The organism is Streptomyces sp. NPDC036822, from assembly GCF_055609145.1.
Map to the genome: position 1 here is coordinate 103,408 of NZ_JBVJPY010000017.1, position 24,023 is coordinate 127,430.

Genomic DNA, 24,023 nt, shown 5'->3' on the forward strand with positions numbered 1-24,023 from the left:
CCCGGCCAAGGAGGAACCGAACAACAGCGCCTGTTTGAGGTGTGTGGATGGCCACACTCTGACCTTGGCCACGGGCAGCTAGGGTCTGTGCGCTGCCTACAAAAGGATCTGCCCCATGCACCGGGACGCGCACACGCCGGACGAGGACACGCACCGTACCCCGTTCGACTGGACGGACACCGAGGCACGCCGCCGCGCGGAGGCCGGTCTCGTCCGCACGCTGCGGCCGCGCGCCGCCGAGGCGGAGCCGCTCGACCTGGCGGGCAACGACTACCTCGGCCTCACCCGGCACCCCGAGATCACCGAGGCCGCCGCCGAGGCGGCCCGGCGCTGGGGCGCCGGCTCCACCGGTTCCCGGCTGGTCACCGGCACCACCCGGCTGCACTCCCGCCTCGAACGCGAACTCGCCGACTTCTGTGGCTTCGAGGCGGCCCTCGTCTTCTCCTCCGGCTACACCGCCAACCTGGCGGCCCTCACCGCGCTCAGCGCCCGTGACTCGCTGATCGTCTCGGACGCCGGCAACCACGCCTCGATCGTGGACGGCTGCCGGCTGTCCCGCGCGGAGACGGCCGTGGTCCCGCACGCGGACCCCGAGTCCGTCCGCAAGACACTCCACGCCCATGGCGGCCGGCGGGCCCTCGTGGTGACCGACTCGGTCTTCTCGGTGGACGGGGACAAGGCGCCCCTGACCGAACTCGCCGCCGCCTGCCGCGCTCACGGCGCCGCCCTCGTCGTCGACGACGCCCACGGTCTCGGCGTCCTCGGCGAGGGCGGCCGCGGCGCGCTGAACGCCGCCGGGCTCGCGGGCGACGCGGACGTGGTCGCCACCCTGACCCTCTCCAAGTCGCTCGGCAGTCAGGGCGGCGCCGTCCTCGGCCCCGCCCGGGTCATCGAGCACCTGATCAACGCGGCACGGACGTTCATCTTCGACACGGGGCTCGCTCCGGCCGCCGTGGGCGCCGCCCTCGCCGCCCTGCGCCTGATCCAGGGCGACCCCGCCCTGGCCGGGCGCGCGAGGACGGTCGCGACCACCCTGCACCGGCTCCTCACCGACGCCGGGCTGACCGCCGTGCGCCCGGACGCGGCCGTGGTCTCGGTGCGCGCCCCGTCGCCGGAGGCGGCGCTGCGGTGGGCGGCGGACTGCCGCGCGCAGGGTCTCGCGGTGGGTTGCTTCCGGCCGCCGTCGGTGCCGGACGGGATCTCCCGGCTGCGGCTCACCGCGCGCGCGGACCTGGGCGACGCCCAGATCGCCGAGGCGGTGGCCACGATCGTCCGGACGGCTCCGCCCCTGGCTTGAGGCTGTCCACGGCGCCCGCGCGCACGCCTCCGTCCGCGCCGGACAGGGTGACGCGGGCACGTCCTGTCCATCCGGGACAGGACGGAGTTCACCGCTTCGGGCGATAGATATATGCATATCTTGGTGGATCGGCCCCTATGGCGGCCCGATCGGTGGCACCCTGACGCGAAGTGCAGTCCGGGGCGGGGCCCCGGTGGGAAGGACAGCGTCGCCATGGCAGACCACCAGGAAGCATCCGTCACGCTGCCGAGCGATCCCGCCTCGGTGTCCACCGCCCGGAGATATGTGGACGACGTCCTCCGGGAATGGGGGCTCGAGGCCGGCAGCGACACGGCCGACTCGATCCGGCTGATCGTCTCGGAGCTGGCCACCAACGCCGTCCAGCACACCTTCGGGAAGTCGCCCACGTTCACCGTCGACGTCCGGCTGGAGCGCGAGGAGCGGCTGTGCGTCGGCGTCACCGACAGCCACCCCCGCTGGCCCCGGCGACTCCCGGCCGCGGTGCAGCAGGACAACGGCCGAGGGATGGTGATCATCCGCTTCCTCGCGGCGGAGGCGGGCGGCCGGCTCACGGTCGCCCCGACGGACGACGGGGGCAAGACGGTCTGGATCAACCTGCCCTGGACGGCCCGGCGCCCGGTGCCGGCCCCGCTCGGGGGCGCCTGAGGCGGTGTGAGCCGCGTCGAGGGCGGCGGCGCCATCGCGACCCTTCGGCACCGCGCCCGTCCGAGGCCCGGTCATCCGCCCGACGTCCCGTCAGCCGTCGTGGGCCCGACGGCACCCGTCGGACACCGGCCGCGCCCGGCGGGCGCCCGGCCGGCGCGCGTCAGCGGACGCGGCCGTAGTACACCTTCGAGGACCAGATCTTGTCGAGCTTCACCCAGGAACCGGTCTTGGGGGAGTGCCAGATCCTGTTCTGACCGGCGTAGATGCCCACGTGATAGACCCTTCCGCCGGAGTGGAAGAAGACCAGGTCCCCCTGCTGCCTGCTGGAGGCGGAGATGTGCTTGGTCTTGTTGTACTGCTGCTGCGCGGTACGGGGCAGTGACTTGCCCGCCTTCTTGTACGAGTAGAGCGTGAGCCCCGAGCAGTCGAACCGGCTCGGTCCGGCCGCTCCGTACTTGTAGGGCGATCCCTTCTTCGAGGCCGCGATGCTCAGCGCCTTGCCGGCGTGTGAGGTCGCGGCCTGGGCCTCCGGTGCGGCACCTGGTGCCAGCAGCGTGCCCCCGACGGCGGCGAGGGTGAGAGCCGAGACGGCTCCGGCCCGGGACAGCAGGGACGGGACATGAATCTGCGCAGTCATGCGCAACCCTTCGTCAGCCGCCTGTGAAGGATGACCTGTCGGGTTCGGGCAGGCGAAGATGCCCGGCCGCGGCTGCGGCTTCACCCCGAGGAACGGCCCACCTGCTCGGTCGTCCCGTGTTGCTCGGGTCCTCCACTCCTGCCGATCCACCTCTGTCGACCAGACGTCCGGGACAGCGGCAGGACTCGGCGTCCGCCCGGACCGCCCCGCCGTGGTGGCGGGGGCTTGTCGTCGTCAGGGATCTTGACCCACATCCGGGGTGAAATCCGAGTTGAAACGGCGATATGTGAGGCTCCTCACCACTGATCCGTTCGGGTGGACAAGTAGGTTTCGTGATCTTCAGAGGTTTGCCCGACGAGCCCCGTACCAGGGGTGGGACGCCTGATTCAGCCAGATGTGTACAGCTGCGCTGCAACCCGCCCCGGCCATATGTAGATTCATCGACTACGCCGAAAGGGGGAGGCTTTCTGCGCCCTCCGTGGGCCGAGTGGACCTCGACACGACACGCGAGAATGTCAACTCGCCGGGGTCCTCGGGAGAGTGACCCGGTCCGCCCGGCGTCTTCGCGCCGCCCCGGGACCTCCGGCGCCCGTGCGGAAGCCGCGTGCCCCCGTCCGCTACAGCGGAGGCACGCGGCGGTAGGAGGGGGCGTCAGCCCACCGGTGCGGGCCGTGGGGCCGGTGCGGGGTCCGGCTCGGCGGCGGCCCGGGTGCGGCGCCCGCCCAGGGTGACCGCGGCGAGGCCGAGCGCCACCCACACACCCAGCACCAGCAGCGGTGAGCCCGCGCCGGCGCCGTCGAAGAAGGCCACGGACCGCAGGGCCGAGCCGCCCGCACCCGGCGGCAGCAGCTGACCGAGCGCGCCCGCGGGCGCGGGCAGCAGTTCGGGCGCGCTCGCCACGCCGGAGAACGGGTTGCCGAACAGGACCATCAGGGGTGCCCCGATGCCGAAGCCCGCCTTGCCGAGCAGCGCGGCGAGCCCCGCGAGCGTCGAGCCGATGGCGAGGACGGTGAGCGCGAGGACACCGGCCTCGGCCCACCAGTCGCCGGTGAGCGCCCCGAGCCAGTTGTGGGCGAGTCCGGCGCCGACGATCCCGGCGAGCGCGGCGGCGCCGCACAGGGCGAGGACCGCCCGTCCGCGGCGCAGGCCCAGGACCGTGGTGACGATGCCCGCGGCCGTGCCGGACAGGACGAGGGGGAAGAGGCTCGATCCGAACGCGCTGCCGCGCGGGTCGCCCGCGGGCGTGGGAACGACGTCGATGACCTCGACCTGCGTGCCGGCGGGGACCTGGGCGGTGACGGCCTCCCGCAGGAGCCCCGCGACGACGGGGCTCGCGGCGGACGCGGTCAGCAGCCGCGGACCCTGCGGGGTGACGACCACGGCGCCGTATACGACCCGGTCCTCGATCGCCGCACGGGCGGCTGCCTCGGAGTCGAAGCGGTGGACCTCGAAGGCGCCGTCGCGCTCGGCGAGGCGCCCTTCCAGCGGGGCGGCGGCGGCAGCGGGGCCCGCGACGCCGATCGGCAGGTCGTGCGGCGCGACGCGGGCGGCGGGCCAGGCGAACGCCCACAGGGCAAGGGCCGCGACGACCGGGATCAACACCATCACCGCGAGGGTCTTGCGGGTGCCGTTGGCAGGCATGGCGACTCCCATTCAAAGAGAAGGATCGTTCGTTTTACGGCGGTGGAGTCACTGTCCCGCCGGAGTGGCCGCTTGTCAAGAATGAATGTTCGTTTTAGATTCGGGGCATGGCTCGCGTCTCTCAGGAACACCTCGACGCCCGCCGCCGTCAGATCCTCGACGGCGCCGCGCGCTGCTTCGCCCGCAACGGCTTCCACGCCACCTCGATGCAGGACGTCCTCGGCGAGGTGGGCCTTTCGGCCGGCGCCGTCTACCGCTACTTCCGAGGCAAGGAGGAGCTGATCGCCGCCATCGCCTCGGAGGCGTTCGCCGGCATCCGCGGCGCGTTCGAGGATGCCGCGCGGACCACCCCGCCGCCCACCCCCGACGTGCTGCTCGGTTCGGTCCTGCGGCTCTTCCTGGAGGAGCGGATCGTGGGCGCGGACCGCCAGGCCTTCGCCCGGCTCATCCTCCAGGTCTGGTCCGAGACCCTGCGCAACGAGCAGCTCTACGCGACCCTCTCCGAGGGGTACCGCGCCATGCGCGAGGTCTGGTCGACGCTCGTCGACGCCTACCGCGCGAACGGGCTCATGGCGGCCGACGTCCCTGCCGACCGGGTCGCGCGCACCCTCATCGCCACCGCCCAGGGCTTCATCGCCCAGCAGGCCCTGTTCGGCGACGTGGAGGTCGAGGTCCTGGAGGACGGGCTGCGCGGACTGATGTCCATGGAGACGCAAAGCCCGAGTTAACGCGTCGGAAAAACTTCCGCCCTAACGTGCAATGTCCGGCCCCGCAGCGCGTCTCCGCAGCTCAACAGAGTGTTGAAGATCGGTAAGGTCCGCTGCTGTCCGGGAGGGAACCGCCCGGTGGACGACGATGAGGTGGAAGCGTGCAACTGACCCCGCACGAACAGGAACGACTGCTGATCCACGTGGCCGCCGACGTGGCCGAGAAACGCAGAGCGCGCGGAGTGAGGCTCAACCACCCCGAAGCCGTCGCCCTCATCACCTCGCACATCCTCGAGGGCGCCCGCGACGGCCGTACGGTCGCCGAACTCATGGCCTCCGGGCGCACGGTGCTCTCCCGCGACGACGTCATGGCCGGGATCCCGGAGATGATCCACGACGTCCAGGTCGAGGCCACCTTCCCGGACGGCACCAAGCTCGTCACCGTCCACGACCCCATCGTGTGACCGGGGAGCGACGCCGATGATCCCCGGAGAGATCCTCCACGCGGACGAGCCGGTCGCCCTCAACGAAGGGCGTCCCGTCACCCGCCTCACCGTCCTCAACGCCGCCGACCGGCCCGTGCAGGTCGGCTCCCACTACCACTTCGCCGAGGCCAACCCCGGCCTCGACTTCGACCGCGCCGCCGCGCGCGGACAGCGGCTGCACATCGCCGCCGGCACCGCCGTGCGCTTCGAGCCCGGCATCCCCGTCGAGGTCGAACTCGTACCGCTCGCGGGCCGCCGGGTCGTCCCCGGGCTGCGCGGCGAGACGGCGGGCCCGCTCGACCCGAAGGGCGCCGACCATGCCTGAGCTCCACCGCGCCGCCTACGCCGACCTGTTCGGCCCCACCACCGGCGACCGGATCCGGCTCGCCGACACCGACCTGCTCGTCGAGATCGAGGAGGACCGCTCCGGCGGCCCCGGTCGCGCGGGCGACGAGGCCGTCTTCGGGGGCGGCAAGGTCATCCGCGAGTCCATGGGACAGGCCCGGACCACCCGCGCCGAGGGCGCGCCCGACACCGTCGTCACCGGCGCGGTCATCGTCGACCACTGGGGCGTGGTCAAGGCCGACATCGGCATCCGGGACGGGCGGATCACCGGCATCGGCAAGGCGGGCAACCCCGACACCATGGACGGGGTCCACCCCGACCTCGTGATCGGCCCGGAGACCGAGATCATCGCGGGCAACGGGAAGATCGTCACGGCCGGCGCCGTCGACGCCCACGTCCACTTCATCTCGCCCACCCTCGTCGACCAGGCGCTCGCCTGCGGCATCACCACCCTCGTCGGCGGCGGAACGGGACCGGCCGAAGGCACCAAGGCCACCACCGTCACGCCCGGCCCCTGGCACCTGGCCCGGATGTTCGAGGCGCTCGACACCTTCCCGGTCAACATCGGTCTGCTGGGCAAGGGCAACACCATGTCGCGGGAGGCCATGCACTCCCAGCTGCGCGGCGGGGCGCTCGGCTTCAAGATCCACGAGGACTGGGGGGCGACGCCTGCCGTCATCGACGCCTGTCTGGGCGTCTGCGACGAGACCGGTGCCCAGCTCGCCATCCACACCGACACGTTGAACGAAGCGGGCTTCGTCGGCGACACGCTGGCCGCCATCGCGGGCCGCACCATCCACGCGTACCACACGGAGGGGGCGGGCGGCGGCCACGCGCCCGACATCATCAGCGTCGTCTCCGAGCCGTACGTCCTGCCCAGCTCCACCAACCCCACCCGGCCGCACACCCTCAACACCGTCGAGGAACACCTCGACATGCTGATGGTCTGCCACCACCTCAACCCCGCCGTCCCCGAGGACCTCGCCTTCGCCGAGTCCCGCATCCGGCCCTCGACCATCGCCGCCGAGGACGTCCTGCACGACCTCGGCGCCATCTCGATCATCTCCTCCGACTCCCAGGCCATGGGCCGCATCGGTGAAGTGATCCTGCGTACCTGGCAGACCGCCCACGTGATGAAGAAGCGCCGCGGCGCCCTGCCCGGCGACGGCCGCGCCGACAACCACCGGGTCCGCCGCTACGTCGCCAAGTACACGATCAACCCGGCCGTCGCCCAGGGCATGGACCACCTCATCGGATCGGTCGAGACCGGGAAGCTCGCCGACCTGGTCCTCTGGGACCCCGCCTTCTTCGGCGTGAAGCCCCAGACCGTCCTCAAGGGCGGCCAGATCGCGTACGCGCAGATGGGCGACGCCAACGCCTCCATCCCCACCCCGCAGCCCGTCCTGCCCCGCCCGATGTTCGGGGCGCTCGGGAAGGCGGCAGCCGCCGGATCGGTCAACTTCACCGCCCAGGCGGCCCTCGAGGACGACCTGCCCCGACGGCTAGGCGTCCACAAGGAGTTCGTGGCGATCGGCAGCACCCGGCGGGTCACGAAGGCCGACATGCGGGAGAACGACGCCCTGCCCCGCGTCGAGGTCGACGCGGACACCTTCACGGTGACGATCGACGGCGAGCCGGTCGAACCGGCGCCCGCCGCCGAACTGCCCATGGCCCAGCGCTACTTCCTCTTCTGACGGGCCCGTGATGAGCCGTTCCGCACTCCTCGTGCTCGCCGACGGGCGTTTCCCCGCCGGCGGGCACGCCCACTCAGGCGGGGCCGAGGCCGCCGTCAAGGCCGGCCGGATCACCGACGCCGCCGGCCTCGCCGCGTTCTGCCGGGGCCGCCTGCACACCACCGGCCTCACCTCCGCGGCCCTCGCCGCCGCGGCCGCGCTCGGGCACGACCCGCACGAGCTCGACGCGGCCGCCGACGCCCGCACGCCCTCGCCCGCCCTGCGCGCCGCGGCCCGCAGGCTCGGCCGGCAGATGATGCGGGCGGCGCGGTCGGTCTGGCCCTGCGCCGACCTCGACGCACTGGCCGCCGCCTTCCCGCGCGGCGCCCACCAGCCCGTCGTCCTCGGTGTCGCGGCCCGCGCCGCCGGCCTCGGGCCCGAGGACGCCGCCCACTGCGCCGCCTACGAGACGGTCAGCGGCCCCGCCACGGCCGTCGTCCGCCTCCTCGGCCTCGACCCCTTCCAGGCCACCGCCGTCCTCGCCCGCCTCGCGCCCGAGCTCGACCGGGTCGCCGAGCGGGCCGCGGCCGCCGCCCACGCGGGCGTCGACGCCCTGCCCGCCGCCTCCGCGCCGCTCCTCGACATCACCGCCGAGCAGCACGCCGCCTGGCCCGTCCGCCTCTTCGCCTCCTAACCCCACCGGGAGAACCATGCACCTCGACCACTCCCACGCCGGTCCTTCCGCCGTGTCCGCCGACGCCCGCCGACCCGACGGCACCCGGCGCGCCCTGCGCGTCGGACTCGGCGGACCCGTCGGCTCCGGGAAGACGGCCACCGTCGCCGCGCTGTGCCGCGCCCTGCGCGACCAGCTCTCCATCGCCGTCGTCACCAACGACATCTACACGCGCGAGGACGCCGAGTTCCTGCTCCGCAACGCCGTGCTGCCCCCCGAGCGCATCCAGGCCGTCGAGACGGGAGCCTGCCCGCACACCGCCATCCGCGACGACATCTCCGCCAACCTCGAAGCCGTCGAGGAGCTGGAGGACACCGTCGGCCCCCTCGACCTGATCCTGGTCGAATCCGGCGGCGACAACCTCACCGCGACCTTCTCCAAGGGCCTGGTCGACGCCCAGATCTTCGTGATCGACGTGGCGGGCGGGGACGACATCCCCCGCAAGGGCGGGCCCGGCGTCACCACCGCCGACCTGCTCGTCGTCAACAAGATCGACCTCGCCCCGTACGTCGGCTCCGACCTGGAACGCATGGCCCGCGACGCCAGGGAACAGCGCGGCGAGCTGCCCGTCGCCTTCACCTCGCTCACCGGTCCCGACGGCGTCGCCCCCGTGGCCGGCTGGGTCCGCGAACGGCTCGACGCGTGGGCGGCGCGGGTCGCATGAGCCTGAGCGCCACCGCCCGGATCGTCGCGGAGGCCGACGGCCGGCTGCCGCTCCTGGAGAGCGGCGGCCCCTTCGCCGTGCGCCGCACCCGCGCCACCGGCACGTACACCCGGGTCACCGTCGTCGGCGCCATGAGCGCGCCGCTCGGCGGCGATCGGCTGGCGATCGAGACCGACGTACGCGCCGGGGCACGGCTCCTGGTCGACTCCGCCGCCGCGACCGTGGCCCTGCCCGGCCGCACCGCCGGAGCCGCCACGTACGACGTCCGGATCACGGTCGGCGAGGGAGCCGTGCTGCGCTGGCTGCCCGAGCAGCTGATCTCCGCCGCCGGCTCCGACCTGCGGATGCGCACGACCGTCGAACTCGCCGCAGGCGCACGGCTCGTGCTACGCGAGGAGCAGATCCTCGGCCGCCACGGAGAGGAGCCCGGCACGCTCACCACCCGTCTCACCGTCCGCCGCGCCGGACGCCCGCTGCTCGACCAGGAGCTGGCCTACGGTCCGGGCGCCCCCGGCGGATGGGACGGCGGCGCGGTCCTCGGCGGACACCGCGCGACCGGACAGCTCCTCGTCGTCGAACCGGAGTTCGCCGACAAGCCCGTCGAGCCGAGGCTGCTCGCCGAGAACGCCGTCCTCACCCCGCTGGCCGGGCCCGCCGCCCTCGTCACCGCCGTCGCCCCCGACGCGCTCCGGCTGCGCCGCACGCTCGACGGGGCCCTCCGGGAACTCGCCCCCCTCTGAACCACCGCCCGAGGGACACCGCTCAGCGGTCCACGGTCACCGGTTATGCGTTCGGCAAAGAAACGCCCGTACGGCCTTTCGTCGCGCGCCCCGGTGACGAAAGGATCTCCGACAGACCGTCACACCCACAGGGGGAGAGACCACGTGAGAAGCGCAACCGCGCTCGTTTCCGCCGGAACGCTCATAGCCGGCACGCTCATGGCGGGCGCGCTGGCCGCTCCGGCCGCCGCCGCCGAGAGCGCGAACCACGACACCCACCGGGCGAACCCGGAGACCTACGGAGTCGCGGTCGCCGCGCACCGGGCCGCGAAGCAGGGCATCGACTGGCAGGACTGCCCCGCCGACTGGGGCCTGGAGAAGCCCATCACCTGCGGCTGGGTCAGCGTCCCGGTCGACTACGCCAAGCCGTACGGCGAGCAGATCAAACTGGCCGTCGACAGGATCGGCGCCACCGGCACCGCCGCCGAGCGCCAGGGCGCGCTCCTCTACAACCCCGGCGGCCCCGGCGGCTCCGGCCTGCGCTTCCCGCGCCGGGTCACCACGAAGAACACGATCTGGGCGGGCGCGGCCAAGGCCTACGACTTCGTCGGGTTCGACCCGCGCGGCGTCGGCCGTTCCGCCCCCCTCTCCTGCGCCGACCCGACCGAGTTCGTCAAGGGCCCCAAGCCCGACCCCGTCCCGGACAGCGAGGCCGACAAGCTCGCGCTGCGCAAGCTCGCCGCCGAGTACGCCGCGGGCTGCGCCGAGCGGAGCGGCGACCTGCTGCCGCACGTCCACACGCTCAACACCGCCCGCGACCTCGACGTCATCCGCGCCGCGCTCGGCGAGAAGAAGCTCAACTTCGTCGGCGTCTCCTACGGCACCTACCTCGGCGCGGTCTACGGCACCCTCTTCCCGACCCACGTCCGCCGCATGGTCCTCGACAGCGTCGTCAACCCGTCGACCCGCAAGATCTGGTACGAGGTCAACCTCGACCAGGACGTCGCCTTCGAAGGGCGGCTGGTGGACTGGATGACCTGGGTCGCCCGCCACGACGCCGTCTACCACCTCGGCGACACCTACGCCGAGGTCCGCGGGCAGTGGGACACCCTGCGCGCCGCCGCCAAGAAGGACCCGCTCGGCGGGAAGGTCGGTCCGGCCGAGCTCATCGGCTTCTTCCAGAACGCGCCGTACTACGACTCCATGTGGGCCCCGGTCGCCGAGGCCTGGAGCGCTTACGCCGCCGGCGACCCGCAGCCGCTGATCGACGCGGCCGCCGCGGACCTCACCGACACGGCCGGCAACATCGCCGCGGAGAACGGCAACGCCGTCTACACCGCCGTCGAATGCGCCGACGCCCCCTGGCCGACCAGCTGGCGCACATGGGACCGCGACAACAGCCGACTCCACGCGCAGTACCCGTTCATGACCTGGTCCAACGCCTGGATGAACCTGCCCTGCGCCACCTGGTCCGGCCCGCGGCAGCGCCCCACCGAGGTCCGTACGGGCAAGGGCCTGCCGCCCGTGCTCATCACCCAGGCCGAGCGCGACGCCGCCACCCCGTACGCCGGGGCGGTCGAGCTGCACAAGCGGTTCAGGGGCTCGCGTCTGATCACCGAGCGGGACGCCGGATCCCACGGCATCACCAACCTGGCCAACCCCTGCCTCAACTCCCGTGTCGAGGCCTATCTGGTGCACGGCACCCTGGACCGCCGGGACGTGACGTGCGCACCGCACGCCACGCCCCAGCCCTAGACGTAGCCCCTGCCACACGGTGACGGGGGAGGGGCGGCCGCCCGCGCGGCCGCCCCCGCCTCACGCGCGGGAGGCGAGCCAGGCGTCCTCGGCCGCGTAGTCGAACCAGTCCACCCGGTACTTCACCAGACCCGGGAACGCCTCCCGCCAGTCCAGGACGGCCAGCCGCGCGGTCAGCCACTCGACCGTCGCCGGCAGCGACTGCGCGTACGAGACCACCGGCCGGTAGCCCAGCTCCCGCCCTGCCGCCGTCATGTCGTACACGATCGGCTGGTGGCCGCCGGTCCACGGGGTGAGCCCCACCGTGCCCTCCGGCGGCCCGTCGAAGCGCACCGTCTCGCTCTCGACCCCCATCACCGCGTCGATCGACGCACCGATCTCCGCCACCGTCGGCGCCTGCGGGTCGCCCGCGTTGAGGACCCGGCTGCCCGGGTTCGCGGCCGCGAGGCGGACCAGCTCCCCGAGGTTGTCCACGTGCACCGGGTGGAACCGCGAGGAGCCGCCGTACGAGAGGATCCGCACCGGCCGGCCGTCGAGCGCCCGCTTCACGAACCACAGCTCACGCGGCCCCGGACAGTACGGCCCGTGGATCGCACCCGCCCGCAGCAGCGTGGTCGGCAGCGCCTCGCCCGCGGCGAGCAACTCCCGCTCCAGCGCCACCTTCCGAGCGCTGTATGAGCTGTCGCCCGGTACGACCGTCCCGCACGTCTCGGGGATCGGCAGCGGGTAGACGGGGAAACCGCCCGGCTCGTGCTGGGTGTCGAAGCCGCGCCCCTCGCCGTCCTCGTAGACCGCGCCACTGGAGACGACCACCGCCGAACCGATCCGGTCGGCGAGCCCGGTCAACTGCCGCCCGTGTCCGCCGTCGTAGGCGACGATGTCCACCAGCACGTCGACGCCGTCGCCGAGGGCCGTGGCGAGCGCCCCCTCCTCGCCACGGTCGAACGCCACCGACCGGACCTCCGCCGGCCACCTCTCGTCCCGGCCGCCGCCCCGCGAGGCCGCCGTCACCTCCCACCCGTCGGCGGCGAGCGCCCGAACGGCCGCCCGCCCCACCTGTCCCGTCGCCCCGACCACCAGTGCGTGTCCCTGTGTCATGGCAGCGACGCTACGACGCGGGGGAGCGCCACCCCGGAGCGGTTCGCCGTGCGCGGATCCGCCCTCAGCGTCCCCGGCGCGGGAACTTCCGCGTCCCCCTGGCGGTCCGCTCCTCCTCCGCCGCCTTCACCGCGGCCGCGTAGTCGTCGACGTACTCCTGGCCGGACAGCGCCAGGATCTCGTACATGATCTCGTCCGTGACGGCGCGGATCGCGGCCTTCTCGCCCTCCATCCCCGCGTACCGCGAGAAGTCCAGCGGCGCCCCGAAGCGGATGGTGACCCGCTTGACCTTCGGCACCACCTTCCCCGGCGGCTGGATCTCGAAGGTCCCGACCATGGCGCACGGAACCACGGGGACCCCGGCCGTGATCGCCATGACCGCGACCCCGACCTTCCCCTTGTACAGCCGTCCGTCGTGCGAACGGGTCCCTTCGGGGTAGATGCCCAGCAGCTCGCCCTTGGACAGCACCCCCAGCCCTTCGCGGATCGCCGCCTGCCCGGCCTCCTTGCCGGAGCGGTCGACGGGGATCTGCCCCGCGCTGCGGAAGAACGCGGCGGTCAGCCGGCCCTTGATCCCCGGACCGGTGAAGTACTCCTGCTTGGCGAGGAACGTGATCCGCCGCTTCAGCACGACCGGCATCAGAAAGTGATCGGAGAACGACAGGTGGTTGCCGGCGATGATCGCCGCTCCGTCCTCCGGAACGTGCTCCAGCCCTTCGATGCGGGGCCGGAAGGCCAGCCGCAGCAGCGGACCGAGCAGAACGTACTTCAGTACGTGGTAGAACACCGGCGGCCCCGTTTCGGTAGTGCCAACGCTCTTTTGTAACCACTCGCGCGACCGTGGTCCACACTGGAGACGGAGGGATGGACCGTTGCCAGCCGCGCGTCGACGCAGACGACCCGGCGCAGCCGTCACCGCCGCGCTGTGCGCGGTGATGACCGCCGGGCTGTACGGCTGCGCCGACTCCGGTTCCGACCCCGACCCGACGAGGCCCCCCGTCACGCCCCGCCAGGACCGCTCGCCGTTCACCGGCCTGCCCGCCAGGACCGATGCCCCGGTCCTCGCCGTCAAGATCGACAACGTGGTCCCGGCCCGGCCGCACACCGGCCTCGGCGCGGCCGATCTCGTCTACGTCGAGCAGGTCGAGGGCGGGCAGACCCGTCTGCTGGCCGTCTACTCCTCGCGGATACCCGACAGGGTCGGGCCCGTGCGCAGCGCCCGCGAGTCCGACATCGAGCTGCTCCGGCAGTTCGGCAATCCGGCACTGGCCTTCTCCGGCTCGCATTCCGGCCTGAAACCGCTCCTCGCCGACGCCCCGCTCGACCTGCTGACCCCGGCGACCGTCCCCGGCGCCTACACCCGCGGCGGCGACCGGCCCGCCCCGCACAATCTGTACCTGCTGCCCGACCGGGCCCTAGACGCCGTCCCCGAGGCGCAGCACCCCAAGGACATCGGCTTCCGGTTCGGCCCCGCTCCCGCCGGCGGCGAGCCGGTGAACACGCTCACCGAGCGCTTCCCGGCGGCCCGCTACACCTTCACCTGGTCCGCCGCCGACCGTGGCTGGCGGGTGGCGATGGACGGGACGCCCGCGCGGACCACCGACGGCGGCCCGCTGACGGCGACCAACGTCGTGGTACAGGAGGTCACCGTCCGGCCGTCGCGGTTCGAGGACTTCCTGGGGAGCGTCTCGCCGTACACCGAGACCGTCGGCAGCGGCCCCGCCCGCGTGCTGCGCGACGGCCGCGCTCACGACGCACGCTGGAACCGCCCGGACGCGGCGTCCGGCACGTCCCTCACCACCCCCGACGGGGCTCCGCTGAACCTGGCACCCGGACGGACCTGGATCGTCCTCGTCCCCCGCGGGTAGCGGCAGCAGCCCGGATCTCGACCGGGTCAGGGCTGCGGGCCCGGCCTGCCGGGCCCGCGTCCGCGCGCCGGAGACGCGGCGCCGTCCGCCGCCGCCATGCCGATCGTGACCACGCCGAGCACCACCCAGCCGAACCAGAGCCAGCCGCTGCTGCCGAGCGCCACGGTGTAGGCCGTCGTCAGCACCAGGGCCGCGACGGTGATCACGCTCATCGCCTTCGTGGGACCGGACATGTGTCCGCCTCCTCAGGACGGGGCCGTCCCGTTCATCGTGACCCCTGGAGCGGCCCGAGCGCTACTCCCGCGCGCCCCCTCCCGTCCCGGGGCGGGAACGCCGTCCTACTGCCCGCGGGTCTGGAGGGAGGCGAGATACGCGTTGTACGCCTCCAGCTCCTTGTCGCCGTCCCGGTCGGCGGCCCGGTCCTTGCGCACGGCATGACGCTGCTCGGAGTGGTACCACTGGTACACGAGCGCGATCAGCACCAGCACGGACGGGATCTCGCTGAACGCCCAGGCGATGCCGCCCGCCGCGTTCTGGTCCGAGAGGGCGTCGATCCCCAGCGAGGCGGCAGGGTGGGCGTACGCCTTGACCATCGGTTCGCTCGCCATCATCAGGGCGATGCCGAAGAAGGCGTGGAACGGCATGCCGGCGAAGAGCTCCAGCATCCGCATCACGTAGCCGGGGCGGTGCGGGCCGGGGTCGACGCCCATGATCGGCCAGAAGAACACCAGTCCGACCGCGAGGAAGTGCACCATCATCGCGATGTGGCCGATCTTCGACCCCATCAGCGTGTCGAAGATCGGCGTGAAGTAGAAGCCGTAGAGGCTCGCGATGAACAGCGGGATCGTGAACGCCGGGTGCGTGACGATCCGCATGTAGCGGCTGTGCAGCAGCATCAGCAGCCACTCGCGCGGCCCCTTGCTGCCGCGCGCCGCCACCGGAAGCGCGCGCAGCGCCAGCGTCACCGGCGCACCGAGCAGCAGCAGGATGGGGGAGAGCATGGAGACGACCATGTGCTGCACCATGTGCACGCTGAACATGACCATGCCGTAGTCGTTCAGCTTGGTGCACATCACCAGGGCGACGCTCAGCACGCCGGCCGCGAAGAACACCGTCCGGCTCACCGGCCAGGCGTCGCCGCGCCCGCGCAGCCGGGCCACGCCCCAGCCGTACAGCGCGAGCCCCACGAGGCAGGCGACGAGGAAGAACGGGTCCGCGGAGAACTCCAGCCCCCGCCCCAGCGTGAACGGCGGCAGGTCCATGGACGTGCCGTGCCCGCTGTGATCCATCTGTGTACTCCTGGAGCCCGATTCGCGCTTGTTGTCCGCACCAGACTAGAACCGCCCCCGTTCGCGTTTGCGACCGGGGGCGGTTCGTCGGTGCGGGATCCGCGCGGAGTCCGCGCGGGATCGGTGCGGCAGGAGCCTCAGAGCACGGTCTCGGCCTCGGCGTACCGGTCGGCCGGCACCGTCTTGAGGGTCTCCACGGCCTGGGCCAGCGGAACCATCGTGATCTCCGTGCCGCGCAGCGCGGTCAGCATGCCGAACTCGCCGCGGTGCGCCGCCTCCACCGCGTGCCAGCCGAAGCGGGTGGCCAGGACGCGGTCGTACGCGGTCGGCGTGCCGCCGCGCTGGACGTGACCGAGGATGACCGGGCGGGCCTCCTTGCCCAGACGGCGCTCCAGCTCGACCGAGAGCTGGTTGGCGATCCCAGTGAAGCGCTCGTGGCCGTACTGGTCCTTGGCGCCGACCTCGAAGCTCATCGAGCCCTCACGCGGCTTGGCGCCCTCGGCGACGACCACGATCGCGAACCGCTTGCCCGCCTCGAAGCGCTCCCCGACCCGGGCGGTCAGCTCGTCGATGTCGAAGGGGCGCTCGGGCACGACGATGGCGTGCGCTCCGGCGGCCATGCCGGAGTGGAGGGCGATCCAGCCGGTGTGCCGGCCCATGACCTCGACGATCAGCACCCGCTGGTGGGACTCGGCGGTGGTCTTCAGGCGGTCGAGGGCCTCGGTGGCGACACCGACGGCGGTGTCGAAGCCGAAGGTGACATCGGTCGAGGCGATGTCGTTGTCGATGGTCTTCGGGACGCCGACGATCGGCAGACCGGCCTCGGAGAGGAGGTTGGCCGCCTTCAGCGTGCCCTCGCCGCCGATCGGGATGATCGCGTCGAGGCCCAGCTCGGCGACATGGCCGCGGGCGCGCTCGACGCCGTCGACCAGATGCGCGGGCTGGACCCGGGAGGAGCCGAGGATCGTGCCGCCCCGGGCCAGGATGCCGCCCACCGCGTCGAGGTCGAGCTTGCGGTAGTCGGCCTCCAGGAGGCCCTTCCACCCGTCGTGGAAGCCGATGACCTCATCGCCGTGGTCGACGACGGCGCGGTGCACGACGGAACGGATGACGGCGTTCAGACCGGGGCAGTCGCCGCCGGAGGTGAGCACACCAATGCGCATAGCCCGAGATACCTTTGCAACGTGGGCCGACTCCCGGACCACGTCGTCCGGTTGGATCCCCGCCACCCTATCGGTGCCGGGTGGCGGGGCCGAACCGGATGTCCGCAGATTGGACAACGTATTTACTTACGAATCCAATGGGCGTAGGGCTGCTCAGACGTGCAGCCCGCCGGGCGGTCAGGCGGGGCGGGTCGCCGCCGCGATGCGCTCGTCGCGCAGCGCCTCGTACCACCGGTCGTCGGTCGGCGGCAGCGCGTTCACGTCGAGGGCCAGCTTCAGCAGCAGGTCCGCGATCTGCGGGTTGCGGGCCATGACCGGGCCGTGCATGTACGTACCGAAGACGGTGTCGTTGTACGCGCCCTCGGTGCCGTCGCCCGTGCCGTTGCCCTTGCCCAGGATGGTGCGGGCGAACGGGCGGGCCGTGGGGCCGAGGTGGGTGATGCCCTGGTGGTTCTCGAATCCGGTGAGCTGGGGGAGGCCGAGCCGGGGGTCGATGTCCGCCAGGACGTCGCCGACGCACCGCTCGCCCTCGCCGCGCGTGGAGATGACGTCGATCAGGCCGAGGCCGGGCTCGCGCTCACCGAGGTCGTTGATGAACTCGTGGCCCAGGATCTGGTAGCCGGCGCAGACCGAGAAGATGATCGCGCCGTTCGACGCCGCTCGGGACAGGCCGCCGTCGCGGCGCAGCCGCTCGGCCGCGAGCCGCTGCGGACGGTCCTCGCCGCCGCCGATCAGATAGATGTCGCCGGAGGTCGGCACCGGCTGGTCGCTGCGGACGTCGACGCGCTGGACGTCCAGGCCGCGCTGGCGGGCGCGGCGCTCGACGACGAGGGCGTTGCCCTGGTCGCCGTAGGTGCTGAGCAGGTCCGGGTAGACCCAGACCAGGCGCAGGCTGCTGTCACTCATGCTGCAAGTCCTCTACGGGTCAGTTGCCGACGCGGCGGCGGACGTCCTGGAACGCGGTGTAGTTGGCGATCAGCTCGATCTGGCCGGGCGGGGCCTGCCGGACGGCCTCGTCGATCGTCTCGCACACCCGGAAGTCCACGCCCGCGACCTCCAGCCGGACCGCGAGGTCCAGCTTGCGGTCGCCGATGACCATGATCGGGTGCCCGGCCAGCCGGCCGTAGTCCACGTCCCACAGCCAGGAGGTGTCCGTGCCGTCGGCGCCGCGCGCGTTGACGGAGAGGATCACCGGGGTCGGCGGCTGGTCGATGAGGGAAAACGTTTCGAGCCAGCCCGCCGGGTTCTTGGCGAGCAGCAGCCGCAGCTCACGCCCCTGGAAGGTGACGACGTCGTAGCGGCCGGCGACGGCCTGCACCTGGTACATCCGCTCCAGGGCGACCTGCGGCGGCACACCGAAGACGGCGGCGACGGCGGCGGAGGTGGCGGCGTTGGCCTTGTTGGCGCGGCCGGGCAGCTGGAGGTGGATGGGCCACGCGGAACCGTGCGGGTCGAGCACGTGGTCGCCGTTGAGCGCCCAGCTCGGCGCGGGGCGGCGGAAACCGCACTCGCCGCAGAACCAGTCGTCGCCGGGGCGCTGCATCACACCGCCGCAGGAGGGGCACGACCAGGCGTCGTCCTTCCACTCCTGGCCGGCGGCGACCCACACCACGTTCGGGGAGGAGGAGGCGGCCCACACGATCAGCGGGTCGTCGGCGTTGGCGATGACCACGGCCTTGGTGCCGGAGAGTCCCTCGCGCCACTTCTCGGCGAGCATCCGGGTCTCCGCGGCGCGGTCGAGCTGGTCGCGGGAGAGGTTGAGCAGGGCGATCGCCTTGGGGGTGGTGTCCCGGGCGACTCCGGCGAGGTACTTCTCGTCGACCTCGATCACGCCGTACTTGGCGTCCGAGCCGCCGGCCAGCGCCGAGGTGATGCCGGCGGGCATGTTGGCGCCGAGCGCGTTGGAGACGACGGGACCACTGGCGCGCAGCGCCTCGGCGATCAACCGGGTCGTGGTGGTCTTGCCGTTGGTCGCGGACACCAGGACGACGTCCAGATGCTGTGCGAGCCGACCCAGCAGGTCCGGGTCGAGCTTCAGCGCGACCTTGCCGCCGATCACCGATCCGCTGCCGCGTCCCGCTGCTCGCGACACCGCGGCCGCGGCCTTGCCCGCCGTCACGGCCAGCTTGGCGCGCGGCGACAGCGGCTCTGGATTACCGGGGTGTCCTGACATCTTCCTTGTTCCTCCTTGCGTCGGTCCGGCCTCAGCCTATCGAGATCAGGCCAGCGACCCGAACCGCGGCACCACGGGGACGCTTGCCGAAACAGCGAGGTCACAGCGGACCGTACCCTTACGTCCATGCGAAACCGGCCGATCCCCGGCAGTTCCGGCCACGTCCGAGGCATGAGCCTGCTCGGCGACCCGGTGCTGCACGCCCCCTGCGAACCCGTCACCGACTTCGGCCCCGGGCTCGGCCGGCTGGTCGAGGACATGTTCGCCACGATGTACGCGGCCAACGGTGTGGGGCTCGCGGCCAATCAGGTGGGGGTGGGCCTGCGGGTCTTCGTGTACGACTGCCCCGACGACGACGAGGTCCGGCACCTGGGGCACCTGGTGAACCCGCGTCTGGTGGAGGCGGACGGGGACGTGATCCGGGGTTCGGAGGGATGTCTGTCGCTGCCCGGTCTGGAGGCGCCGACCCCGCGCTTCGACCGCGCGGTCGTCGAGGGCGTCCGGACCGACGGCACTCCGGTCCGGGTGGAGGGGACGGGCTTCTTCGCCCGCTGCCTCCAGCACGAGTGCGACCACCTGGACGGCGGGGTCTACGCGGACCACGTCACGGGGTGGCGCAGATCACGCCTGCTGCGGGCGATCCGCAAGGAGCCGTGGGGGTCGGGCGTGGGGGCGCTGGGCTAGGCGGTGGCTTGCCGATCGCGCCGGGTCGCGGCGGATCGGGGCTCTGGGCCGGATCGTGAGCCGTGGGCTCGTGACCCCGGGCCGGGTCGGTATCCGGCTAGAAGCCCGGTCCGCCCGTGCGGTCGGCGGGACCCGGCTAGAAGCCCGGCCCGCCCGTGCGGTCGGCGGCCTCCGCGAGGCGGCCCCACAGCAGGTCGGCCATGCACCGCACCAACTCGGTGCGCGAGCACGGTCTTTCGCCGAGCCACCAGTCGCCCGCCGCGTGCATCATGCCGACGATGCCGTGGCCCCAGATCCGGGCCTGCGCCTCGCCGCCGGGACCGAGGTCGATCCGCTCGGCGATGACCTGGCCGAGTTCCTCGCCCATGCGCCGCAGCAGCGGCGCGGAGTGACGGCCCACGTCGAAGCCCTGTTCGGCCTGCTGGGACTCCTCCGCCGGGTGCATCAGGAAGCGGTAGACCTGGGGCATCGCCTCGATCGAGGCGAGATACGTGTCGAGGGTCGCCTCGACGCGGTCGCGCCGGCCGGCCGGCGCGTCGAGCGCCGCCCGCAGCGCGGCGAGCAGGGCGTCCGTGTGCCGGGTGGCCAGGGCGCGGTAGAGGCCGCCCTTGTCGCCGAAGTGGCGGTAGAGGATCGGCTTGGTGATACCGGCCTCCGCCGCGATCGCGTTCATCGAAGCCTTGGGGCCGTCCCGGAGCACCACCCGGTCCGCCGCCTCCAGCAGTTCACGGCGCCGTTGATCGGCCGGCTTCTGCTGTTCGGTGGTCCGGTGTGTGGTCTCCATAGCGCGTCTCCCCGCCCGTGCGAATTCCGTGAGGCTGTCGCAACGTAACACCAGTCCGGCGCCCCGTGTCGGCCGGGCCGTACCGCTTCTCCGCAGGTTGACAGCTCCTACTTGCCGGTAACACACTGCTGTTACCGGAAGTAACGTAGTGCTGGGAGGGAACATGGCCGAGTTCACGCTCGAACTCAACGACGACCAGAAGCAGGTCCGTGACTGGTTGCACGGATTCGCCGAGGACGTGATGCGCCCCGCCGCCGCCGAGTGGGACGAGCGTGAGGAGACTCCCTGGCCGATCATCCAGGAAGCCGCCAAGATCGGCATCTATTCGCTCGATTTCTATGCCCAGCAGTTCTTCGACCCGACCGGTCTCGGCATCCCGATGGCGATGGAGGAGCTCTTCTGGGGCGACGCCGGTATCGCCCTCTCCATCGTCGGCACGGGCCTCGCCGCCGTCGGCGTCCTCGCCAACGGTACCGAGGAACAGATCGGCACCTGGATCCCGCAGATGTACGGCGACGTCGACGACGTGAAGGTCGCCGCCTTCTGCTCCTCCGAGCCCGACGCGGGCTCGGACGTCGCCTCGATGCGCACCCGGGCCGTCTACGACGAGGCGAAGGACGAGTGGGTCCTCGACGGCACCAAGACCTGGGCGACCAACGGCGGCATCGCCAACGTCCACGTCGTGGTCGCCGCCGTCGACCCGGCACTCGGCTCCAAGGGCCACGCCTCCTTCATCGTGCCGCCGAACACCCCCGGCCTCTCCCAGGGCCAGAAGTTCCAGAAGCACGGCATCCGCGCCTCGCACACCGCCGAGGTCGTCCTGGAGAACGTCCGCGTCCCGGGCCACTGCCTGCTCGGCGGCAAGGAGAAGCTCGACGAGCGCCTGGCCCGGGCCCGCGAGAAGGCGAAGGCGGGCGGCGGCGAGAGGGTCAAGAACGCTGCCATGGCCACCTTCGAGGCATCCCGTCCCGCCGTCGGCGCCATGGCCGTCGGCACCGCCCGCGCCGCCTACGAGGTCGCCCTCGACTACGCCAAGACCCGCGAGCAGTTCGGCCGGCCCATCATCGACAACCAGGGCGTCGCCTTCCAGCTCGCCGACATGCGCACCCAGATCGACGCCGCCCGGCTGCTTGTCTGGCGCGCCTCCTGGATGGCGACCGCCGGCAAGCCGTTCACCTCGGCCGAGGGCTCGATGTCCAAGCTGTACGCCAGCGAGGTCGCCAAGAAGGTCACCGGCCAGGCCATCCAGATCCTCGGCGGCAACGGCTACACGCGTGAGTACCCGGTCGAGCGCATGCACCGCGACGCCGCCATCTACACCATCTTCGAGGGCACGAGCGAGATCCAGCGTCTGGTGATCGCCCGGACCCTCTCGGGCATGCCGATCCGCTGACACCCGGCCCCTGGGGCCCCGGACGCCCCGGACACGCGCGGCCCCCCTCCGGCCGCGCGGATCCGGGGCGCCGGCGCGCCCGGAGCCCGGTCCGTCACACCACGCAGAACTCGTTCCCCTCCGGGTCCTGGAGCACCACCGCGTAGTAGTCCATCCCCTGCGGCTCGTCCATGGCGTAGAGCACCGACGCGCCCAGGGCGGTCAGCCGTGCCACCTCCGCGTCCACCCGCTCCCGGCGCAGCGCGAGCGGCACCGCCCGCCCGCCGCCGACCTTCAGGTCCAGGTGCACCCGGTTCTTCACCGTCTTCGGCTCCGGGACCTGCTGGAACCACACCCGCGGCCCGACCCCCCGCGGGTCCACGATCGACTCGGGAAGCTCCCCGACCCCGTCCGTCAGCTCCTCCTCGGGCACCCCGGTCGCCTGCCAGTACGCCCGCCAGCTCTCGTGCCCGGCCGGCGGCGGCTCCGGCACGTAGCGCAGCGCCTCCGCCCAGAACAGCACGAGCCTCCGGGGCTCGGCGCAGTCGACGGTGAGCTGCAGGGTCATCTCGGTCGGTTGCATGACGCGAGCGTCTCAGACACCACTGACAACGCCCCGGACGACGGCTCCGGCCACGCCGTCGCCGATCAGGCCAACGGGCCGGTTGCGGGCGGGTGTTCGCCCCCACGCCCGGCAGGCTACGTTGGGCGGGAGAACCACCAGGCCGGTGACCATCCAGGGGGCAACGTACACATGGCGACCACCACCGAGATTCCCGGACCCGCCGGGCTTCCGCTGCTCGGGTCGATGTTCGACCTCAAGAACGACTCGCTCGGCACCTTCCTGCGCGCCCGGAGCGAACACGGGGACGTCGTCCGCATCACCGCGGGCCCGCCCGGCATGCGCGCCAGCGTCTACGGCGTCTTCTCGGCCGAAGGCGTCCAGCAGGTCCTGGCCACCGACTCCGCCAACTTCCGCAAGGACAACCACTTCTACCAGGAGCTCCGCGAGTCCTTCGGCAACGGGCTGCTGACCAGCCAGGACGAGGACTACCTCCGTCAGCGCCGGCTCGTCCAGCCGCTCTTCACCCGTCGCCGCGTCGACGGCTACGCCGAGGCGGTCGCCGCCGAGGTCACGGCCGTCACCGACACCTGGGCGACGGCCCCGGACGCCACCGTGGACGTCCTCGACGAGATGACCCGGCTCGCCCTGCGCGCCGTCTCCCGGATCCTCTTCGGCACCGACGTCGACGCCGCCGTGGAGATCGTCGAGCGGGCCTTCCCCGTGATGAACGACTACGTCTTCCGCCGCGGCTTCTCGCCCGTGAACCTCCCGCGCGACTGGCCCACCCCCGGCAACCGCCGTGCCGCCGCCGCCCACGAGGAGCTGTACGCGGTCTGCGACCGGATCATCGCCGAGCGCCGGGCGGCCGGCACCGCCGAGGGCGGCCAGGACCTGCTGACCCTGCTCGCCGAGGCCGAGAGCGCCGAGGACGGCAGCTTCGACGCCTCCGAACTGCGCGAGCAGGTCCTGGTCTTCCTGCTCGCCGGACACGAGACGACGGCCACCTCCCTCGGCTTCGCGCTGCACCTCCTCGCCCTCCACCCCGAGGAGCAGAAGCGGGCCCACGAGGAGGTCGACCGCGTCCTGGCCGGCCGCACCCCCGGCGCGGCCGACCTCGACGCCCTGCCGTATCTCACCCGGGTGCTCAAGGAGGCCATGCGGCTCTTCCCGGCCGCCCCCGCCGTCGGCCGCCGTGCCGTGGTCGACACCCGGATCGGCGACCACACCATCCCGGCCGGCGCCGACGTGATCGTCTCCGCCTGGGTCACCCACCGGCACCCCGCCTACTGGGAGGACCCGGAGCGCTTCGACCCCGACCGCTTCACTCCCGAAGCCGAGGCGGCCCGGCCGCGCTACGCCTGGTTCCCCTTCGGCGGCGGCCCGCGCGCCTGCATCGGCCAGCACTTCTCCATGCTGGAGTCGGTGATCGCCCTCGCGATGATCCTCCAGGACTACGGCCTCGAAGCCGTCGACACGGCGGTGCCGGTCACCTCGGCGATCACCCTCCGGTCGACCGGCCCGGCCCGCGTCCGCCTGCGCGCCCGCAAGGCCTGACCGCTCCCCGGGGCTGCCGATCGCGCCGGGCCGGACGGGACTTTCGACACACGCCTTAAAGCGTGTTGCAGAAGGCTTTGGCTCGGGTATTTCCCCTGTATGGGCGGGGTGTTGAGGGCTGAGGCGTTGTGGGTGGAGACGTTCACGGGTC

Annotated in this window: 25 protein-coding genes and 1 riboswitch; of the genes, 14 read left to right on the forward strand and 11 right to left on the reverse strand. The window is 72.5% G+C overall.

The window, feature by feature from the left end; translation table 11 throughout:
• The first annotated feature begins 115 nt into the window (after positions 1-115).
• Together ACZ68P_RS29620 and ACZ68P_RS29625 are read left to right on the forward strand one after the other, a co-directional pair.
• Positions 116-1,297, forward strand: a complete 1,182-nt coding sequence (locus tag ACZ68P_RS29620) for an 8-amino-7-oxononanoate synthase (protein ID WP_471011581.1) — start codon at positions 116-118, stop codon at positions 1,295-1,297.
• 213 nt (positions 1,298-1,510) lie between these two features.
• The gene (locus tag ACZ68P_RS29625; RefSeq protein WP_471011583.1) at positions 1,511-1,963 is read left to right on the forward strand and encodes an ATP-binding protein; all 453 of its coding nucleotides are present in this window, start codon (positions 1,511-1,513) and stop codon (positions 1,961-1,963) included.
• A 160-nt stretch (positions 1,964-2,123) separates the two neighbouring features.
• Here the strand turns inward: ACZ68P_RS29625 and ACZ68P_RS29630 are convergent, their stop codons facing one another.
• A complete protein-coding gene (locus ACZ68P_RS29630) occupies positions 2,124-2,600 on the reverse strand; it encodes a C40 family peptidase (protein ID WP_365714993.1) in 477 nt (158 codons plus the stop codon).
• A gap of 3 nt (positions 2,601-2,603) precedes the next feature.
• Positions 2,604-2,776, reverse strand: a riboswitch (cyclic di-AMP (ydaO/yuaA leader).
• A 475-nt stretch (positions 2,777-3,251) separates the two neighbouring features.
• Positions 3,252-4,241, reverse strand: coding sequence for an ABC transporter permease (locus tag ACZ68P_RS29635; RefSeq protein ID WP_471011585.1), 990 nt, complete (start codon positions 4,239-4,241; stop codon positions 3,252-3,254).
• A 107-nt stretch (positions 4,242-4,348) separates the two neighbouring features.
• On the opposite strand from ACZ68P_RS29635, the gene ACZ68P_RS29640 reads away from it, so the two are divergent.
• The 8 genes from ACZ68P_RS29640 to ACZ68P_RS29675 all read left to right on the forward strand — a co-directional run bounded on the left by ACZ68P_RS29640 (position 4,349) and on the right by ACZ68P_RS29675 (position 11,322).
• Entirely contained in the window at positions 4,349-4,969 is a 621-nt protein-coding gene (locus ACZ68P_RS29640; RefSeq protein WP_471011586.1) for a TetR/AcrR family transcriptional regulator, read from the forward strand.
• A gap of 140 nt (positions 4,970-5,109) precedes the next feature.
• The gene (locus ACZ68P_RS29645; RefSeq protein WP_365714990.1) at positions 5,110-5,412 is read left to right on the forward strand and encodes an urease subunit gamma; all 303 of its coding nucleotides are present in this window, start codon (positions 5,110-5,112) and stop codon (positions 5,410-5,412) included.
• Positions 5,413-5,428: 16 nt separating this feature from the next.
• The gene (locus tag ACZ68P_RS29650) at positions 5,429-5,758 is read left to right on the forward strand and encodes an urease subunit beta (protein ID WP_471011589.1); all 330 of its coding nucleotides are present in this window, start codon (positions 5,429-5,431) and stop codon (positions 5,756-5,758) included.
• Positions 5,751-7,472 carry an urease subunit alpha gene (locus tag ACZ68P_RS29655; protein ID WP_471011592.1) on the forward strand — a complete coding sequence of 574 codons (1,722 nt, stop codon included), beginning with the start codon at positions 5,751-5,753 and terminating at the stop codon, positions 7,470-7,472. Before ACZ68P_RS29650 ends, ACZ68P_RS29655 begins: the two co-directional genes overlap by 8 nt.
• Before the next feature lie 10 nt (positions 7,473-7,482).
• A complete protein-coding gene (locus tag ACZ68P_RS29660) occupies positions 7,483-8,145 on the forward strand; it encodes an urease accessory protein UreF (RefSeq protein WP_471011593.1) in 663 nt (220 codons plus the stop codon).
• A gap of 16 nt (positions 8,146-8,161) precedes the next feature.
• On the forward strand, positions 8,162-8,848 hold the full coding sequence (ureG, locus tag ACZ68P_RS29665; RefSeq protein WP_471011595.1) for an urease accessory protein UreG: 687 nt from the start codon (positions 8,162-8,164) through the stop codon (positions 8,846-8,848).
• On the forward strand, positions 8,845-9,588 hold the full coding sequence (locus ACZ68P_RS29670) for an urease accessory protein UreD (RefSeq protein ID WP_471011598.1): 744 nt from the start codon (positions 8,845-8,847) through the stop codon (positions 9,586-9,588). The genes ureG and ACZ68P_RS29670 overlap by 4 nt, the downstream gene beginning before the upstream one ends.
• A gap of 198 nt (positions 9,589-9,786) precedes the next feature.
• Complete coding sequence (locus ACZ68P_RS29675) at positions 9,787-11,322, forward strand: alpha/beta hydrolase (protein ID WP_471011626.1); 1,536 nt, start codon at positions 9,787-9,789, stop codon at positions 11,320-11,322.
• Between the two features lie 60 nt (positions 11,323-11,382).
• Here the strand turns inward: ACZ68P_RS29675 and ACZ68P_RS29680 are convergent, their stop codons facing one another.
• Together ACZ68P_RS29680 and ACZ68P_RS29685 are read right to left on the reverse strand one after the other, a co-directional pair.
• Positions 11,383-12,420 (reverse strand): NAD-dependent epimerase/dehydratase family protein, encoded by a 1,038-nt coding sequence (locus tag ACZ68P_RS29680; RefSeq protein ID WP_471011600.1) that lies wholly within the window; start codon positions 12,418-12,420, stop codon positions 11,383-11,385.
• 64 nt (positions 12,421-12,484) lie between these two features.
• Complete coding sequence (locus ACZ68P_RS29685; protein WP_471011601.1) at positions 12,485-13,207, reverse strand: lysophospholipid acyltransferase family protein; 723 nt, start codon at positions 13,205-13,207, stop codon at positions 12,485-12,487.
• An 85-nt stretch (positions 13,208-13,292) separates the two neighbouring features.
• Here ACZ68P_RS29685 and ACZ68P_RS29690 point away from each other — a divergent pair, with 85 nt between their 5' ends.
• On the forward strand, positions 13,293-14,288 hold the full coding sequence (locus ACZ68P_RS29690) for a DUF3048 domain-containing protein (RefSeq protein ID WP_471011603.1): 996 nt from the start codon (positions 13,293-13,295) through the stop codon (positions 14,286-14,288).
• Between the two features lie 26 nt (positions 14,289-14,314).
• Here the strand turns inward: ACZ68P_RS29690 and ACZ68P_RS29695 are convergent, their stop codons facing one another.
• From ACZ68P_RS29695 to ACZ68P_RS29715, 5 genes are all read right to left on the reverse strand, one after another.
• Positions 14,315-14,521: a hypothetical protein gene (locus tag ACZ68P_RS29695; RefSeq protein WP_471011627.1), complete on the reverse strand. Its 207-nt coding sequence runs from the start codon at positions 14,519-14,521 to the stop codon at positions 14,315-14,317.
• 105 nt (positions 14,522-14,626) lie between these two features.
• A complete protein-coding gene (locus ACZ68P_RS29700; protein ID WP_471011604.1) occupies positions 14,627-15,577 on the reverse strand; it encodes a cytochrome c oxidase assembly protein in 951 nt (316 codons plus the stop codon).
• 137 nt (positions 15,578-15,714) lie between these two features.
• Positions 15,715-16,740 carry a 6-phosphofructokinase gene (locus ACZ68P_RS29705; RefSeq protein ID WP_365714978.1) on the reverse strand — a complete coding sequence of 342 codons (1,026 nt, stop codon included), beginning with the start codon at positions 16,738-16,740 and terminating at the stop codon, positions 15,715-15,717.
• A gap of 177 nt (positions 16,741-16,917) precedes the next feature.
• Positions 16,918-17,646, reverse strand: a complete 729-nt coding sequence (locus ACZ68P_RS29710; RefSeq protein WP_365714977.1) for a type 1 glutamine amidotransferase — start codon at positions 17,644-17,646, stop codon at positions 16,918-16,920.
• A gap of 19 nt (positions 17,647-17,665) precedes the next feature.
• Positions 17,666-18,913: a Mur ligase family protein gene (locus tag ACZ68P_RS29715; protein ID WP_365714976.1), complete on the reverse strand. Its 1,248-nt coding sequence runs from the start codon at positions 18,911-18,913 to the stop codon at positions 17,666-17,668.
• A 126-nt stretch (positions 18,914-19,039) separates the two neighbouring features.
• On the opposite strand from ACZ68P_RS29715, the gene def reads away from it, so the two are divergent.
• Positions 19,040-19,597, forward strand: a complete 558-nt coding sequence (gene def, locus ACZ68P_RS29720) for a peptide deformylase (protein ID WP_471011606.1) — start codon at positions 19,040-19,042, stop codon at positions 19,595-19,597.
• A gap of 136 nt (positions 19,598-19,733) precedes the next feature.
• On the opposite strand, the gene ACZ68P_RS29725 is transcribed toward def, so the two are convergent.
• Entirely contained in the window at positions 19,734-20,381 is a 648-nt protein-coding gene (locus ACZ68P_RS29725) for a TetR/AcrR family transcriptional regulator (protein ID WP_471011608.1), read from the reverse strand.
• A 163-nt stretch (positions 20,382-20,544) separates the two neighbouring features.
• Between ACZ68P_RS29725 and ACZ68P_RS29730 the strand changes: the two genes are divergently transcribed.
• A complete protein-coding gene (locus tag ACZ68P_RS29730; RefSeq protein WP_471011610.1) occupies positions 20,545-21,774 on the forward strand; it encodes an acyl-CoA dehydrogenase family protein in 1,230 nt (409 codons plus the stop codon).
• 94 nt (positions 21,775-21,868) lie between these two features.
• On the opposite strand, the gene ACZ68P_RS29735 is transcribed toward ACZ68P_RS29730, so the two are convergent.
• Complete coding sequence (locus ACZ68P_RS29735; RefSeq protein ID WP_471011613.1) at positions 21,869-22,336, reverse strand: VOC family protein; 468 nt, start codon at positions 22,334-22,336, stop codon at positions 21,869-21,871.
• Positions 22,337-22,507: 171 nt separating this feature from the next.
• Between ACZ68P_RS29735 and ACZ68P_RS29740 the strand changes: the two genes are divergently transcribed.
• Positions 22,508-23,872, forward strand: coding sequence for a cytochrome P450 (locus tag ACZ68P_RS29740; RefSeq protein ID WP_471011615.1), 1,365 nt, complete (start codon positions 22,508-22,510; stop codon positions 23,870-23,872).
• Positions 23,873-24,023: the final 151 nt, after the last annotated feature.